The sequence below is a fragment of the Halomonas sp. SCS19 genome, from assembly GCF_040147015.1.
GTDB classification, from domain to species: Bacteria; Pseudomonadota; Gammaproteobacteria; order Pseudomonadales; family Halomonadaceae; genus Halomonas; species Halomonas litopenaei.
Window position 1 is genome coordinate 24,993 of the sequence record NZ_JAMSHN010000002.1, and the last position, 15,415, is coordinate 40,407.

Annotated in this window: 14 protein-coding genes and 1 pseudogene; 5 read left to right on the forward strand and 10 right to left on the reverse strand. The window is 56.4% G+C overall.

The genetic code is table 11. The annotated features are described in order from the left end of the window. Positions 1 to 150 precede the first annotated feature (150 nt). Positions 151 to 1,149, reverse strand: a complete 999-nt coding sequence (locus NFH97_RS20795; RefSeq protein ID WP_349625536.1) for an NAD-dependent epimerase — start codon at positions 1,147 to 1,149, stop codon at positions 151 to 153. Positions 1,150 to 1,344: 195 nt separating this feature from the next. On the opposite strand from NFH97_RS20795, the gene NFH97_RS20800 reads away from it, so the two are divergent. Further along, complete coding sequence (locus NFH97_RS20800) at positions 1,345 to 2,451, forward strand: glycosyltransferase (RefSeq protein ID WP_349625537.1); 1,107 nt, start codon at positions 1,345 to 1,347, stop codon at positions 2,449 to 2,451. A 3-nt stretch (positions 2,452 to 2,454) separates the two neighbouring features. Then, the gene (locus NFH97_RS20805) at positions 2,455 to 3,189 is read left to right on the forward strand and encodes a lipopolysaccharide kinase InaA family protein (RefSeq protein WP_349625538.1); all 735 of its coding nucleotides are present in this window, start codon (positions 2,455 to 2,457) and stop codon (positions 3,187 to 3,189) included. Here NFH97_RS20805 and NFH97_RS20810 read toward each other — a convergent pair. From NFH97_RS20810 to NFH97_RS20825, 4 genes are all read right to left on the reverse strand, one after another. Beyond that, on the reverse strand, positions 3,153 to 4,064 hold the full coding sequence (locus tag NFH97_RS20810; RefSeq protein WP_349625539.1) for a glycosyltransferase family 2 protein: 912 nt from the start codon (positions 4,062 to 4,064) through the stop codon (positions 3,153 to 3,155). The genes NFH97_RS20805 and NFH97_RS20810 overlap by 37 nt on opposite strands. 188 nt (positions 4,065 to 4,252) lie before the next feature. After that, positions 4,253 to 5,344: a glycosyltransferase gene (locus tag NFH97_RS20815; protein ID WP_349625540.1), complete on the reverse strand. Its 1,092-nt coding sequence runs from the start codon at positions 5,342 to 5,344 to the stop codon at positions 4,253 to 4,255. A gap of 190 nt (positions 5,345 to 5,534) precedes the next feature. Continuing rightward, complete coding sequence (gene galE / locus NFH97_RS20820) at positions 5,535 to 6,548, reverse strand: UDP-glucose 4-epimerase GalE (protein ID WP_349625541.1); 1,014 nt, start codon at positions 6,546 to 6,548, stop codon at positions 5,535 to 5,537. A 76-nt stretch (positions 6,549 to 6,624) separates the two neighbouring features. Further along, on the reverse strand, positions 6,625 to 7,722 hold the full coding sequence (locus NFH97_RS20825; RefSeq protein ID WP_349625548.1) for a glycosyltransferase: 1,098 nt from the start codon (positions 7,720 to 7,722) through the stop codon (positions 6,625 to 6,627). A gap of 294 nt (positions 7,723 to 8,016) precedes the next feature. On the opposite strand from NFH97_RS20825, the gene NFH97_RS20830 reads away from it, so the two are divergent. Next, a complete protein-coding gene (locus tag NFH97_RS20830; RefSeq protein WP_349625542.1) occupies positions 8,017 to 9,204 on the forward strand; it encodes a glycosyltransferase in 1,188 nt (395 codons plus the stop codon). After that, positions 9,188 to 10,492 carry a PIG-L deacetylase family protein gene (locus tag NFH97_RS20835; RefSeq protein ID WP_349625543.1) on the forward strand — a complete coding sequence of 435 codons (1,305 nt, stop codon included), beginning with the start codon at positions 9,188 to 9,190 and terminating at the stop codon, positions 10,490 to 10,492. Before NFH97_RS20830 ends, NFH97_RS20835 begins: the two co-directional genes overlap by 17 nt. A gap of 4 nt (positions 10,493 to 10,496) precedes the next feature. Here the strand turns inward: NFH97_RS20835 and NFH97_RS20840 are convergent, their stop codons facing one another. Beyond that, complete coding sequence (locus tag NFH97_RS20840) at positions 10,497 to 11,858, reverse strand: O-antigen ligase family protein (protein WP_349625544.1); 1,362 nt, start codon at positions 11,856 to 11,858, stop codon at positions 10,497 to 10,499. Positions 11,859 to 11,878: 20 nt separating this feature from the next. Continuing rightward, complete coding sequence (locus tag NFH97_RS20845; protein ID WP_349625545.1) at positions 11,879 to 13,270, reverse strand: sugar transferase; 1,392 nt, start codon at positions 13,268 to 13,270, stop codon at positions 11,879 to 11,881. A 248-nt stretch (positions 13,271 to 13,518) separates the two neighbouring features. On the opposite strand from NFH97_RS20845, the pseudogene NFH97_RS20850 reads away from it, so the two are divergent. Then, positions 13,519 to 13,781: pseudogene (locus tag NFH97_RS20850) on the forward strand (transposase); the annotation flags it as partial. A 29-nt stretch (positions 13,782 to 13,810) separates the two neighbouring features. Here NFH97_RS20850 and NFH97_RS21260 read toward each other — a convergent pair. The 3 genes from NFH97_RS21260 to NFH97_RS20865 are packed head-to-tail and all read right to left on the reverse strand — an operon-like array spanning position 13,811 to position 15,098. Continuing rightward, on the reverse strand, positions 13,811 to 14,032 hold the full coding sequence (locus NFH97_RS21260) for an integrase core domain-containing protein (protein WP_502878719.1): 222 nt from the start codon (positions 14,030 to 14,032) through the stop codon (positions 13,811 to 13,813). A gap of 60 nt (positions 14,033 to 14,092) precedes the next feature. Then, positions 14,093 to 14,752 (reverse strand): DDE-type integrase/transposase/recombinase, encoded by a 660-nt coding sequence (locus tag NFH97_RS20860; RefSeq protein ID WP_349625546.1) that lies wholly within the window; start codon positions 14,750 to 14,752, stop codon positions 14,093 to 14,095. Then, positions 14,649 to 15,098 (reverse strand): DUF1153 domain-containing protein, encoded by a 450-nt coding sequence (locus NFH97_RS20865; RefSeq protein ID WP_349625547.1) that lies wholly within the window; start codon positions 15,096 to 15,098, stop codon positions 14,649 to 14,651. Before NFH97_RS20865 ends, NFH97_RS20860 begins: the two co-directional genes overlap by 104 nt. Positions 15,099 to 15,415 lie beyond the last annotated feature (317 nt).

The following is a 15,415-nucleotide window of genomic DNA, read 5'->3' on the forward strand; positions in this document are numbered from 1 at the left end:
TGAACATTTTGATCGGCCAAGGATAGCAATCCCGCCCTGCAAATGGCACAGCCGTTTCTTCGCCTAAGGCAAATGGGATGGCAAGAAGGCTCCACAGGCACAACCTATCGCACTTTGTCCCCCTAGGCTGACACATGTCTGACACATGGCTTACACCGCGTAGAACCCGCGATACCAGTCGACAAAGCGCTTGACGCCTTCTTCCACCGGCATCTGAGGACGATACCCGGTTGCCTGATACAGCGCCTCGGTGTCCGCCCATGTACGCGGCACGTCACCCGGCTGCATGTCCTTGTAGTGGCAGATCGCCTCTCGCCCCACCGCTTTTTCGATGGCGCGAACGAAGTCCATCAGCGACACCGGGCTACCACAGCCGATGTTGTAGAGCGCGTAAGGGGCCGAGGCCGTATCGGTAGTGACCTCGGTGCTACCCCGAGGGGTCGGTACCACGTCCATCACGCGCACGACGCCCTCGACAATATCGTCGATGTAGGTGAAGTCCCGGGACATGTCGCCATGGTTGTAGACGTCCATGGGCCTACCTTCCAGCACCGCCCGGGTAAACTTGAACAGCGCCATGTCAGGACGCCCCCAGGGGCCATAGACGGTAAAGAACCTGAGCCCGGTGGTGGGCAGGTCATACAGGTGGGAGTAGGTATGGGCCATCAGTTCGTTGGCCTTCTTGGTGGCCGCATAGAGGCTGATGGGGTGGTCGACGTCATCGTCGGTGGCAAAGGGCACCTTGTCATTGGTCCCGTACACCGAACTGGACGAAGCGTAGACCAGGTGCTCCACTATACCGTGACGGCAGCCCTCCAGCACATTGAGGTGTCCCACCAGGTTGGCATCGACGTAAGCATGCGGGTTATCGATGGAATATCGCACGCCAGGCTGTGCGGCAAGATGGATGACTCGATCGAAGCGCTCCTGCTCGAACAACGCTGCGACCTCCGCCCGATCGGCCAGGTCGATCTTCATGAAGCGCACATCCTCACAGCCCGCCAGGTCATCAAGGCGTGCCTGCTTGAGGGCGACATCATAGTAGTCATTGAGGTTGTCGATACCGACAATTCGATGGCCCGCACCGCTGAGCCGCTTTGCCACGGCATGACCAATAAAGCCTGCCATACCGGTAATCAGGAGTTTCATCGCAGAGTCCTTGCCAAGTGCGCGCCTATTGTAACGCGACATCCGGCAAAACGCTGCGCGTCACATCGCGAATCACTTGGACGTGGCTACCCAAAGCATCCACTGACAGGCCGAAAGGCGACCCTTTGCGTGTTGGCTTTTCGGCTATGGTAGGATTCGCGACGATCCAACGTCGCCAGCCCAGCAGGAGCCGCCGTGAACCATCAGCGAATCGCCTTTGTCATCGAAGACCTCTACGGAGGCGGCGCTCAGAAGTCGCTTTTGTACACGGCGGACCAATTGCGCCAGCGTGGTCACGCCGTCAAGGTCTTCACCCTGCGCGACAAGGTGGAGCACCGCCTCCCTGATGGCCTCGATATCGAGAACCTGGCGGTGGTCACGCGCCTGACCAAGGCGACCTCCACGGTACTGACCGAAAAGTGGCAGGCCCGCAAGGTCCAGAAGGCCCTTGAAACCTGGCGGCCAGAGGTGGTGATCTCCTGCTCCTGCGACAAGATCACCCGCCACCTGGACTGGCCCAACCTCTACTTCTGGATCAAGTCCGACGTCAGCGCCAAGTTCAGTGACCCGGCCGCCCGGGACAAGGCCTTTGCCAAGGTGCGTCGCTTCTACGGCGGGCGCAAGGTGATCGCGGTGTCCGAGGGCGTCAAGGAAAACCTAGAGCAGGTAGTGGGACTCAAGGCCGAGACGATCATCCCGATCTATAACCCCTACGAGCGGGAGCCCTTTGTCGCGATGGCAGACGAGCCCCTGAGCCTGCCTGCAGAGGTCGAAAAAGGCCGCTACCTGTTGTCGGTGGCCGCCATCGAGCCGCGCAAACGCCAGGATCGCCTGCTGCGGGCCTATCGCCAGGCCCGGGACGAGTATGGCCTGGATATCCCCATGGTGCTGCTGGGCAAGGGCAAGCCAGAAAATGAACAACGACTGAAGGCCATGATCGGCGAGCTGGGGCTCGATGATCACATCCACTGGCTTGGCTATACCGCCAACCCCTACCCCTACATACAAGACGCCTTGGCCATGGTACTGACCTCGGACGCAGAAGGCCTGCCGCGAGTACTGATCGAGGCGCTGCTGCTGCACACACCGGTGATCAGCGTCGACTGCCCCAGTGGCCCGAAGGAGATCCTGACCCAGGAGCTTAAGGACTTTCTGGTCGCACGCGACGACGAGGCAGGGCTTGCCAGCGCCATGGCGCGCATGGCCAAGACGCCCGTCACCATCGAACCGCGCCACTACCAGCAGTTTCTCACACAAAACGTGCTGCCGAAGTTCGAAGCCTTGCAGTCAGGGGCAGCCTGAACCATGCAGCTTCTGGATATTCCCTTCAACGACCGGCGCCGGCGCTACCTGATGTTCCACACCCGGGACCTGCCGGAGCGTCTTGCGCTGTCTCAGACCACGACCACCGCCGCCTTCGAGGCGGTGGGCTCCAGCCGCTTTTTTGTCTCCCAGGACGGCAGAATTCTGGCCAAGGTGGTGCCGGACAAGTTTTCGAAGACGCTCGAGCCCTTCAAGTGGTTGACCCGGGACTACCTCGAAAAACGCTGGCTGGCCCAATCGGATGCGCGCAAGGAATACCTCAGCATGCGCATCCTCAAGCGGGCGGGACTGCGCACACCACGTTTCCACGGCTGGGGGTTGAGCCTGAATCCGCTAAACAGAAACGCCTCACTTCTGTTGATGGAGAGGGTCAGCGGGGCAACAACGGCGGGCGACGTGTTTGATCAACTCTCCCGCCATCAGCAGAAGAGCTTTCTCGACAAGTTCAGCAAAGAGGTGGCCCAACTGGCCCGGGCAGGCTTTGTCCACCGGGACCTTCACTTCAACAACCTGCTGATCGACAAGCAGGGTGACTTTACCTGGGTCGACGCCCACGTCAGGCCCCTGCCGCACCAGACGGCCAAGCGATGGCGCCTGCTGGAAGACTCGCTGACACCCAACAAGCTGCGTGGCCATGACAACCTCAAGGAAGTCTCCGCACGACTCCACCACTACCTGGATCAGTTCGACGGGGATCTCAGCCAGGACAGCAGGTAGCGTTTCAGCCAACGCGAACTCGGCGAGAGCTCTCCCTGACGAACGCTGCGTCGCAACGCCTTGCGGAACTGCGAATGCTGGCCGGTGCGGTACAGGGCACTGAGGTAGGTGGACACGCCTCGGCTGACCAGGTCCTTGAGCAGGTCAGGCTCCACACGCTCCTGCACCTCGGGGTTGGTACGCACGGCATCGATAAACCGATACCCCTGGCGGGCGATACGTTCATGGTGATTGCGGGCACGCACGTCACCGAGGTCGTGCATCCTCGAACAGGCCTGGCCACAGTATCTGGCGTTGACACGACACAGCGCTCGAATAAAGAACTCCACGTCCTGTTTCTGTCGCAGGTCTTCGCGGAACCCGTCCAACGCAAGAAACCGCTCGCTCGAAATCATGAACGCATTGGTGTGGAGCCATCCGCGATCCTTCAGATAGTCCTGAAGCGAGATATCTTCGCCCTTCTCGACGGTGCCGGGAAACAGCACCTCGGACTTTCCAGCAACGATGTTGCCACCAAAGGCGATGCCATCAAATTCAGGGTCTTCGATAAACACCGAGACCCGGCTCTCGATGGAGCCCGGCAGAAGCTCGTCGTCGGAATCAAGAAAACAGACCCACCGTCCCCGCGCAGCACGCGCCCCCACATTCCGGGCAGCGCCCTGACCGGCATTCTCTTCAAGCTCGATAACGCGCAGCGCTTCCCGCTCACCGGCCAGGCCGCGCAGCATCTCGCCAGAGCCATCGGTCGAGGCGTCGTCGACGACGATACACTCAAGATTCGGGTAATCCTGGCTCAGCACGGAGCCCAGGGCACGTACGACCGTATCACGCCGGTTGTACGAAGGAATAACGACGCTGACACCGTATTGCTTCACAGCCTTGCCACCACCTTAAGAAAAATTCGCGGCGGAGTATAACAAGATGTGCCGCTTCAGGTGCCAGTCTCGATGCTGACGAGAACAGTTTCGCTGGCCCGGACTACTGCTGCTGGATTTGCTCAGGTAGCACCAAGGTTCGACTGACCTCTTGCGGGTTGGCCACAACTACGCCTTTAATCTCTTACCTAGAGCGCCAGGTAGCGCTCGACAACATTCTCCAGTCGATAGTGCTCGCACTGGGTGGCATCAATCTGCGGCGAGCCATTCACCAAGCGAGCAATTTGGGCGCCAAAGGCCTCGATGCTGTCGAGCGGTACGAGCCAAGGCGCCAAGTCGCCTGTCAGTATCTCTGCCGGGCCGGTGGGACAATCGACGCTGATCACCGGTGTCTGGCAGGCCAAAGCTTCGAGCAGAACAAGCGGAAACCCCTCATAGTCGGAACTCAGGAGCAGCGCGCGCGCCCGATCGATATACGGATAGGGATTTTCCCGGGGCCCCAGGGTCAGGACTCGCCCCTCCAACTGGCGCTTTTTTACCATCGACCTGACCTCATCGAGCCCCGCCCCTCCACCTACCATGATCAATGGCAAGGCGGTGCCACTGGCCAGGTAGGCGTCGAGCAGCCGGTCCAGCCGTTTCTGACGAATATCCATTCGTCCCACATAGATGAGGTAGTCGTCAGGCACGTCATCGACAGCACTGCCCGCCAACCGACGAATATTGTCGATGGCGACCGGATTATGGATGGCCACGCCACGAGAGGGTGTGACCCCGAAGTGCAGACACAATCGATCCAGCATTGCCTGGGACACGGTGACCAGCTTGCGGCCCTGGTACAAGGCGCGCACCTTGCGCTTCTTCAATAACCGCGAGAATCCACGCTTGTTACCAAGAAAACCAATCACCGGATCGGCATGCAGGCAATACCAGGCGTGGTCCTCGAGACGCGAACGCGATACCACCTGATGGGCATGGTGCAGGTGCGCATACACCCGATCGAAGACGTGCTCTTGCTCCTGCAACCAGCGATCCAGCATCTTCGCGTGGGCCCGATAGCGCATCCATTTGCTGAGGTTCCCTTTGACCACATAGGGCAACGTCACCAGGTGCACCTCAGCAGGCAGACGGTGACGTTGTCGGTCACTCAGGATCAGCAGGGTGACCTCTGCACCAGCGCTGACCATGCCAGCGATCAAATCCCTGACCACTACAGGCGCTCCGCCTGAGTCCAGATGATCCACGATAAAAAGAACGCGTAATACGCTGCGAGAAGACATGCAGGAAGCATCCGACCAAGAAAGGAGCTTCCTATCATCAGCGGCTTCTTGCGTTCACCAGAACAGATACTTGGCCCTACCACGCATGACTGATGTGCTTAAACACGAAACAAGCGTTCTAGCGCAGCTTTTTACAGCATTTGACGGAAGTCGAAGCCGTGGGCCACGCCTGCCAAGTTAGAAATCTCAACTAGCCTCCATACCCCTCAGGATTGGCCGACTGCCAACGCCAGCTATCGCGCATCATGTCTTCCAGCGTTTTCTCTGCGCTCCAGCCAAGCTCCAATCTTGCCTTCGAGGCGTCTGCCCAGCTAGCAGGGAGATCACCCGCGCGACGTGGAGCTATGCAATACGGGATTTGCTGCCCCGTCACGCTCTCGAACGTAGCTACCATTTCAAGTACCGAGGTACCCTTGCCGGTGCCAAGATTGAAAGCAGCCACGCCTGGTGCGGACTTAGCTTCCAATGCCTTAAGGTGACCTAAAGCCAGATCGACCACGTGCAGGTAGTCCCGCTCGCAGGTACCGTCCCGGGTCAGATAGTCGTCACCGAAGATGGACAGCTCCGGCAGACGCCCCACCGCCACTTGGGTGAGAAATGGCATCAGATTATTGGGAACGCCCTGTGGATCCTCGCCGATGCGCCCGGAGGGATGCGCGCCGATGGGGTTGAAGTAGCGAAGCAAGGACGCAGACCAGCGATCGTCGGCCCGTACCAGATCCTCGATCATCTGCTCCACCACGGCCTTGGTCCCGCCATAGGGATTGGAAGGTCTGCCACGCCCCATGGACTCGACGTATGGCACCGGAGCATCCTCACCGTAGACCGTGGCGGAGGAACTGAACACGATCGTTCTGACCCCAGCGTCCTCCATGGCCTCTAGCAAGCGCTGGGTGCCGGTGACGTTGTTGTCGTAGTAGGAAAGCGGCTGCCGATAGCTTTCACCGACGGCCTTCAGGCCCGCAAAATGGATCACCGCTTCCGCCGAGTGCTCGGCAAAGGCTCTGTCCAGACAGGCGCGATCACGAATGTCACCGCGCACCACCGGCACCTCCTGCCCGACCAACTCTTCGACCCTGCCAATAGCCTTGGGTGAGCTGTTGCAGAAGTTATCGTAGACAACGACCTCATGCCCTGCGGCGATCAGCTCGACAAGGGTGTGGGTCCCGATATAGCCGGCTCCACCGGTGACTAATACCTTCATTCTATTCATCCTTACGACATTGTCTGGCAGTTACCATATCCACTGCCTAAATCAAAAAAGGTCTTAAATGCTATCTTCAGCGCGCAACGAAGGCCTGCGCCACCCGCTCCGGCCTGAAGTCGTCCAGCCATTGCTCTCGCACTTCAGGCTTGGACCCTTCCAGCGCAGTGGTGATTCCGGCAGAGAGGGCTTCCTCACTACGTTCAACCAGACAGGTCTCGAGTTCACCCTTGAGAATCTCTCGCACGCCCCCCGGGCAGTCCACCGACAATACCGCCGTCCCACAGGCCAGCGCTTCGAACAGCACAATACCCATGCCTTCAAAACGCGAGCTCAGAACAAACAGCCGAGCGTGGCGCATCCAGGGGTATGGATTGTATTGATTTCCAGCGAAGATGACCTTGTCAGCGATGTCCAGCTCATTAGCCAAGACCTCCAGGCTATCTCGTTCCTGACCATCCCCCACCAGCACCAGCGGCAAGCTAGTACTGGATCGCGCGTAGGCCCGCAGCAGCAAGTCGTGCCCTTTGGCCGGCACCAGACGCGCCACGTTCACCAGGTACGGTTCGGAAGGTATCGCATCATTGCCTTCCAGCATCGCCTCACGGATCGAGCGCAGCGGGCAAGGGTTGGGAATCACCGCGAGAGAGCGTGGGCGAAACTTCCAGAGTGTCTGCGCCTTGCGCAAGCTGTCTGCAACCCCCTGAGACACAGCCACCAGATCCCGGCGATGATAGAGGCAGCGCGCAAACAGTACCTTGCGGCGACTTGCACCATCGAAGTGGAAGATATTTTCCAACACGTAGCGAGCACGCTTGTCGCGAAAGCTCCAGACCAGCTCGAAGGTGCCGATGCCCCGAAACACGATGCGGTCTACTCTTCCGTGCTCTTGCTCGAAGCGCTTCAACCAGTGTCGAAACACGACACCGCCCATTACGCCAAGACCAAGAAACACCGCCCTGCCCATCAGCGGGTTGAGCAGCAGACGGGCCAACACCTCAAGGCCATAGCCGACCAGCGTCAATCGATTGCGCTGCTGCAGCGGCAGGTGATGCACCTTGACCCCGGAATGCTCTGGTCTCAGGGGGCGCTTGACCTTGCGAAAATATACCAGATGGCTTTCATAGCCCGCCTCATGAAAGGCATCTGCCAGGTTGACCGCCACCCGTTCCATCCCACCCATCTTGAGGGATCTCACCACTACCAAGGTTCTCATGATAGGCGCCCTTGTATCCTGCCATCGCAAAAGTGCCCAATGAGACCACACAATGCTATGCAGGTTCGAGCCGGCTGCTCGCGAAACATCAACGACGAAGCTTCCTCACCTTCTCGACCCTTCTCACTACGAGCCAACCGCGCTCTGTGAGACGACTATGCTGGATCATAAACTGCGCTATTTCGGCCATTCGCACCGTTCAATCACCTGCTAAACTAACGAAAAATCAAGGAAAAAGCTGGTACCGGGAGCATGAAGGAAAAAAAACGCGTACTGCTCGTGCTAAGACGAATGGGCATGGGCGGGATAGAGCAGGCTACAAGAACCCTGGCAAGGGCGCTGCAAAGCGCTGGCCACGAGGCCCATTTGCTGGTTCTCAAGGGCGCGGTGCCATCAGCCGACAGAGAAACCTTAAGGCTCCACCAATACGATGTTGATCGTGAGAGCCGCCAAGGCCTAGGTCGCTTCATCCATCTTGCCGACAAGGCGCTGTTGTCTCCCCTTATCAAACAGTCGGGATTCGTCTGGCGCGGCAGGCGCTGCTCAAATGCCTTCACGCACTATGTGGCAGCACTGGAAGCTCAACATGGGCATTTCGACCTGATTCTGATTCGAGGCCAAGGCGCCTTCGAAAACCTTTGGGCGTTCGATGACGAACGCACATGGCGCGTCGTCGAGGCCGTGACAGGGCGATTTCCAAACACCGCAAGAGGCCGCTGGCTGACGAGAACCATGTACCAGGGCAAGCAGCTACTTCACGTCTCCAGAGGCGTGCAACAGGAGGTCGGCGATTATCTGGAGCGCCAAGGGGTTGACGTCAGTAGAAGCGAGCTTCTCTACAACGCAGTACCGGTCGAAGACATACGCCACAAGGCATTGGAACCGGCAGAACCAACCATCCCCCACCCCTACCTGGTACACGTTGCACGACTAGTTCCAGTAAAGAACCAGCAACGGCTGCTCAAGGCCTACCACCTGGCGGTGAACCAAGGCTTGGACCACGACCTGGTCATCATTGGCGATGGCTCCGAACGTCGCCACCTTGAAGAGATGACGCTGAGTCTCGGTCTTGCCGCCCGGGCCCACTTTCTGGGGCAACGGGACAACCCCTACCCCTGGATGAAAGACGCAACCGCCCTCGTGCTCAGCTCCGACTTCGAGGGACTCGGTATCGTCTTGATCGAAGCCCTGGCCCTCGGGACCCAGTGCGTCGCCTGCAAGGTACCAGGCGGCATTAGCGAGGTGTTAACAGGCCCACAGGCTAGACTACTGGCCGAGCCCAGCGATGCTGGCCTTGCCGAAAAGCTTCTGGAAGCCGTTAAAGACCCTGTCATCATCGACGAGGAGATGATCAAAGCATTTGAACCGCAAAGCGTTATCGCGCAACTTATGGCACTGACAGAAGCCCCTTCGGAACGCCTCTATGCCCATCCAGCGTGACCACCACCTCCCCCTTGCACCAGACTGGAAGTGCAAGGCCACCATCAATGACAGTGGCATCATTCAGTTGGCTGACCCCACCATTGCCTCACTGAGCACGGGCGACGTTCGGCCCAACACCTGGATGCTGGAGGTACGCTACCGGGCAACGTCTCGCTGGAAGTTGCCAGCCGTCACAATCATTGACCGAAGCAACAGCCAACCTACGGAACGCTTTACCCAATATCTCGAGCCTAATGAGACCGGCAAGCGCTTGATCAACCTCACAGGCATAGAGTCACTCGACCAACTCCAGCTAACGCTGAAACATCTGACGCTAGAGCGCGATGCCACCCTTCTGGGCTTTCGCAATCCGGACCTGGCGAGCGGACCGATCCTTATCATCGCGCCCCACCCTGATGACGCCGAACTCGCAGCCTTTGGTGCCTACAGCCAGCACCCCAAAAACACCTGGATCGTCACCATCACCGCGGGTGAGCGCCTCAAACGCCTCGACAAGCAATATTGGCCAGGACTCGATGATTCACGAAATGAGGCCTCACAGCGAAAGGGCTTTATTCGCGCCTGGAATAGCGCCACCACCCCGCTGCTCGCCGGTGTGCCGGCAGAGCAACTCATCATGCTTGGCTACTTCAACGACACCCTTGCAGTACTGCATGACAAGCCAGACACCGTCGTGCCCTCATACTCGGCGCCGGCAATTACGCCTGACGCCTATCGCCAGTGGAACAAACTGTCTCTCCCAACCGACGGGCAAGCGCAAAATACTGGAGAAAATCTCCAGAACGACCTCGCATCGCTACTGAACAAAATCAAACCGACAACCATCATCGCGCCCCACCCGGACATCGACCCTCACGCCGACCATATCGCCAGCACCCGACACCTGCAGGCAGCCATCGAGCAAAGCGAACACATCCCCGACCACCTGTTGCTCTACGCCAACCATTTGAAGAGCACCCGCGGCTTCCCAAGAGGCCCCGCTCACGCCGCCGCGGGAGTGTGGCCAACTCACGTCACCACACCATCACCTCGAAACGACAGAATCGCCAGCTTTCCTCTAAGCCTAGAGGTCCAGAAACAAAAAGCCCTGGCACTGCACTCTATGCACGATCTTGGAGGCAAGCCAGGGCTTGAGCGACAACTGAAACGAAAGCTGAAGAGGTTACTGAGCGGAATCCCATCTGCAGACTGGAGTGACTACAGCGGTCACGATTTTTTCCAGACCCACCTCAAGGCACACGAAAACTTCGTGCTACAGCACGTTGAACAGAGCGAACAGTCCTGAGCCTCTATGAGGCAGTCAGCCTCTTTCGACATGTAAAAACCGATTTTCCGGTCTCCAGCTGCCACCGCCAGATAAAGGTGACGACTACTCCCATCACGACATTCTGGATGTAGGACCCTGTCCAGAAGAAGCTATAGGATTCAAATAGGCTGACGATGAAGTAGTAGACAAAAAATGCCCAACCAAAGGCAAAAACTTCGGTCGGCATAACGCCAGCACGCCAGGCTTTCCAGCTTCCCACACCTGTCCACATCACAAGAACAAGAATGACAGAAAGGCCTAAAACCCCATAGCTCACGACGAAATCCAACAGCGTATTGTGAAGATGTCCATACTCGTCCTTCACCGACTGAGGGAGCCAATCCGTGTGGTCTATCACCAACCCTCGGCCCTCTCCTCCCCATCCGACGATCGGACGTTCTGAAAACCACTCAAGACCGGCGCGCCAAGTATGAAGACGGTTGCCAATACTGCTGTAAGGTACTTCTTCCCAGTTACCTTGCCAGGCACTGACCATATCCGAATTTTCAGCTGCAAGACGTCTTTCGAGAGTGTCTTTGAAGACGGTGCCTGACGTCCCAAGAATTGCGAGAATACACACGAGTGCTACGATGCCCTGCCTTTTGATACTTCTGGAGACAGTCCCTTTGAAGATCACTATTAAAATTACAAGAATCGCGAGAAACGTGGTTACCGTCAGCGCAAGCCACACCGCACGAGTTTGAGTCACGAAGACACCGAGCAGGCAAACAGCGAATGAAATAACCCAAAAAGGAACCGTCAACGCGGATAAGCGTCCAAGCGAAAAGCAACGACGAGAAAAGCACAACAAACCAATAACAGCTACGCCAAAAAACATGGCGGTATGTTGGGCATTTCTTATATCAAGATCAATTCTCTGCCCATGAAGGCCTCGCAACCACTGTTCAATCGAGCCTTCAAAAAGAAAGCATGTTGCCATAAAGCCGATTAAAGAAAGCAGCAACATTGTCCACACATTCTTACGCATACCACCAAGCCAGAATGCGACACCTACAAACAAAAACCACTTACCAAGTCGATCCAACTCGGGGTTGTCTGGCAACCAGTCCGGATGGTGATAGAACCCTGCCCCCCAGCTGAACAGTTGTGCAATCAGGACTCCTAGCAGACACCAGAAAACCATACTGGTTCGAAGCGTTTTACCCTTCCATAGAATCAGAACCAATGCCAGCAAGGCTATAACTGTTCCTGCCTTTTGGCCAACATCAGGAAGCCATATGCGTAGCCCCCCATAGATGAAAGTAAGCCCAAGACAAAAAACAAACATCCACTTCGGTGTAAAAGTGGAAGAGAAAGCAACAGAAAAATCTTTTTCTTGAAACATTTATATCGACCAAATTGAATTTATCTTGCGCCGTCACCGGTAAACACAGTCTTCACGGTCTTGAACAAAACAAGGACATCCAACCAAAGAGAAAAATGCTTTATATAATAAAAGTCATATTGAAGCTTCTCAATCATACCTTCAACTTCTGCAGCATACCCCTGCTCGACTTGGGCCCACCCTGAAATACCTGGACGCACAACGTGCCGATACCTGAAAAAAGGTACATCTTTTTCGTACCATTCTGAGAGTTCCATCGACTCGGGCCGAGGGCCAATAAAGCTCATCTCGCCTTTAATTACATTAAAAAGCTGGGGAAGTTCGTCTATTCTATACTTTCTAATAATTTTTCCCACTCGCGTTATACGTGGATCGTCTTCCCCGTCAGTGAATCCCTTTCCCGCTTTTCCCACATACATACTACGGAACTTATAAACCTCGAATGCCTCTCCTCTGTAACCCATCCTTTTCTGCCGAAAAATGGCAGGTCCTTTACTTTCCTTTCGGATTAATACAGCCGTTACCAGCATAACCGGCAAACAGGGAGGAAGTAGCAATAAAGCACCAACCAAATCAATGACACGCTTCACATTTGAATAAATGGCAGATGGCATCAAGGAACCAAATTCATTTTCGGACAGATGGTCGACCCTAACCTTACCAGTCATGGACTCCTGAATTTGTCTTACATGATATACGGGAATCCGACACAGCGTGCACTCCGCTAAGAACTTTTCCCAACTCGCTCCCAACCTCTCGTTTCTCAAATCCGCAACAATTGCATCATAACGCACGCCGTCAGGTTCTGGAGAAACTAGCCGTCTCAATTCTATCCTTGAGCGCGACTCCATGTTCAAAGCATTACCGACCGGGACGACGCCAATCTTCAATTGTCGATAACGTCGTCCTATAAAGTAACCTGAAAAAAACCATACAAGACACGCCAAGTATCCCATAAAAAGAACTTGCCGTGTATAAGCCCCCCTAGTAAAAAGCAAAACAGCAACAATGACGAGAAATGCCAAACTCACTGTCGGTGCGACATAAGCAGCTACGCGCACACCAGGAAATCTCGTAAACCTGCGCAAGAAAAATGCAATCACCAAGAAAGCCAAAGCAATTGCAAGCATGGTGTTTATACGATTATCACTTAGGTTGTTCCAGAACCCCCATCCCCACCGCTCCAACGAAGGAATAGCCACCACAAAAGGTAGCCCAAATAGAATCTGAAAAGGTACACCCAAGAGAAACTTTTCATACCATCTTGAATGTCGACGCTCGTAGGCATAACTCACAAGAACACCTTTCACTAAATATGTAAAACTACAAGAAACCCAATTCCATTCTGACAGAAATCCAATTTTTTTATCTGGATACCCCCCGGACACCGCACAAAAATAGATACCATGCACTATACTCTTTAGCGTTGGGAGAGATAAGATCTTATTTGTGTGATTTAAAACCAAAAGCTCAACATTACTGGAGTGCGGGAGATCCGGGCAATGGTTCTGGAGAAAATCTGCGTACACCCCAGAGGCATTCTAGCGTCAACATAACTCTAGGCTTGGTATTGCGTGATTCTGGGATCTCATGAAGCCCTCCCGGGGTGTAGGTCGATAGGTCCGGGGACTTGGACTTCCCCGGGGTCCTTTAGCCACTTCTGGCCTACGACTTAAGTAAAGGAAAAAGTGCCAGGACCAATCAGAGATATACCCCTGAATTCAAGGTAGAGGCGGTTCGGCAGGTGCTGACTCGTTGCTACCCCTTCGCCGATGTAGCCGAACAGTTCGGTGTATCAGCTCAAGTCGGTACAAGTAGGTGAAGGCGGTGAAGCCAGACAACGCCGAGCAGCGAGCCAATGAACTGGTCGAGGCTAAGAGCGAGATCCTCATGCTGCGTGCTCAGCTGCGCCGCACCGAAGAGGTGTAATGCCCCCCTGGTTTCTGCACACCTCATCCAATTAATGCGAGGTGTGCTCGGGGTGCCACATAGCCCAGAGACTGATGTGGTCGCTCTTCGTTGTAGTACCGGATCCAGCGATGCCTGTCAAGCTTGTTGGCACCTGGAATCAGGCGGCTTCTAAACTCTGATCCTGCATGAAGATTGGATCTTCCTGATCGGGGTTCAGCCAGGCCGTCCGACGTGGCGTCCAGTTGCGGGTAGCGCCGCTCCACCGTCCGGGATGTTGCCGTTTCGCCTCAGCATAGATGGCATCCCGCCTTGCCAGAACCTCGTCATCCTGGCCGGCATGCCGCTCCTCTGGGGTGACGAAGCGGATAGCGCTCTACGAGCCCGTTCTGTTCCGGCGTGTACGGTGTCGTGAACTCCTGGGTGAGTCCGTAGGCCTTCACCGTGCCCGTGTAGTGGCGACTGCTGAAGACCAGGCCGTTATCGGACCGCAGTGCCAAGGCCTGATGAATTCGGCCCAAGGCGCCGAATCGATGCACCAGGGCCTCTTCCAACGCGGCCTCGGCGGTCTTGCTACTGCCATTGTCCGATAATCGCCAGCCGAGGATCTCCCGAGTGCAACAGTCGATAATCACCGCCAAGCTGGCTCGTCGATCCTTTCCACACCACACGTGAGTCAGATCAGTTGCCCATCGCTCATCAGGTCTTGAAGCGACTGACGGCAAGCTCCTGGCACGTGGCCGGAAGCCTTGGGGTCGTTTGCGCACCTGCCAGCCCTTCAACTGCAGGATACGTTGGATAGGCTTGCGGTTCTCTCCCAACACGCACGCCAGACGACGATAACCATAGGTAGGGAACCGTTCCAGAGTCAGCTTCACCCTGCTAGCCAGCTCGGTATTGATCACACGGCGCCGCGGCTTGGGCCGGTAATACAGGCTTCGCCGGGGGAGTCCCAACCAGCGGCAGAGCTTGACGAGCGATACCACATGACCTTCCTCGGCCAGTTGCGCCTGCAGCGACCTTACGAGTTCTCGTCCTCGTCGAGCAGGCGCTTGAATTTTTTAGTGCATAGATCTGCAGATGGGCTTCGCCCAGTGCCTCCTTGGTCTCCCGGAGCTCGGACTCGTACTGCTCACGGATGTCCTTGGGGCGGGCTTCGAACCCGTTCTCCATGTTGCGTTGGGCCTCATCGATCCAGCCTTCGACCTCGGAGACGGTGAGGTCATACTGGCGAGCCACTTCAGCGACGGTTGTCTTGCCCTTGAAGATGTCCATGACCACGGCGGCTTTGCGCTTCGCGGTCCATCGCTTGATGGGGTTGTCGTCGTTCATCCTGTCCTCCTGATGGCTGCACTATAGCCTGTGCAGCTCTGGAGGGGGTCACTTCAGTACTGCCTTAACGGGGTGTCCACTGTTGGTGGGCAAGATCAGGGGGTCACTTCAAGGTCATGCTACCGAGCTACTTCAGCGACGGTGGTCTTGCCCTTGAAGATGTCCATGACCACGGCGGCTTTGCGCTTCGCGGTCCATCGTTTGATGGAGTTGTCGTCGCTCATCCTGTCCTCCTGATGACTGCACTATAGCCTGTGCAGCTCTGGAGGGGGTCACTTCACAGCTATGGAGGGGTCACTTCATTGCGGACCACGGCC

Excerpts from the sequence above, each read along its gene's own strand:
- NFH97_RS20815 (WP_349625540.1), bottom strand. The coding sequence starts at position 5,344 with ATGTCTTCTCGCAGCGTATTACGCGTTCTTTTTATCGTGGATCATCTG.
- NFH97_RS20835 (WP_349625543.1), top strand. The coding sequence starts at position 9,188 with ATGCCCATCCAGCGTGACCACCACCTCCCCCTTGCACCAGACTGGAAG.
- NFH97_RS20840 (WP_349625544.1), bottom strand. The coding sequence starts at position 11,858 with ATGTTTCAAGAAAAAGATTTTTCTGTTGCTTTCTCTTCCACTTTTACA.
- galE (WP_349625541.1), bottom strand. The coding sequence starts at position 6,548 with ATGAAGGTATTAGTCACCGGTGGAGCCGGCTATATCGGGACCCACACC.
- NFH97_RS20825 (WP_349625548.1), bottom strand. The coding sequence starts at position 7,722 with ATGGAACGGGTGGCGGTCAACCTGGCAGATGCCTTTCATGAGGCGGGC.
- NFH97_RS20830 (WP_349625542.1), top strand. The coding sequence starts at position 8,017 with ATGAAGGAAAAAAAACGCGTACTGCTCGTGCTAAGACGAATGGGCATG.
- NFH97_RS20805 (WP_349625538.1), top strand. The coding sequence starts at position 2,455 with ATGCAGCTTCTGGATATTCCCTTCAACGACCGGCGCCGGCGCTACCTG.
- NFH97_RS20795 (WP_349625536.1), bottom strand. The coding sequence starts at position 1,149 with ATGAAACTCCTGATTACCGGTATGGCAGGCTTTATTGGTCATGCCGTG.
- NFH97_RS20865 (WP_349625547.1), bottom strand. The coding sequence starts at position 15,098 with ATGAACGACGACAACCCCATCAAGCGATGGACCGCGAAGCGCAAAGCC.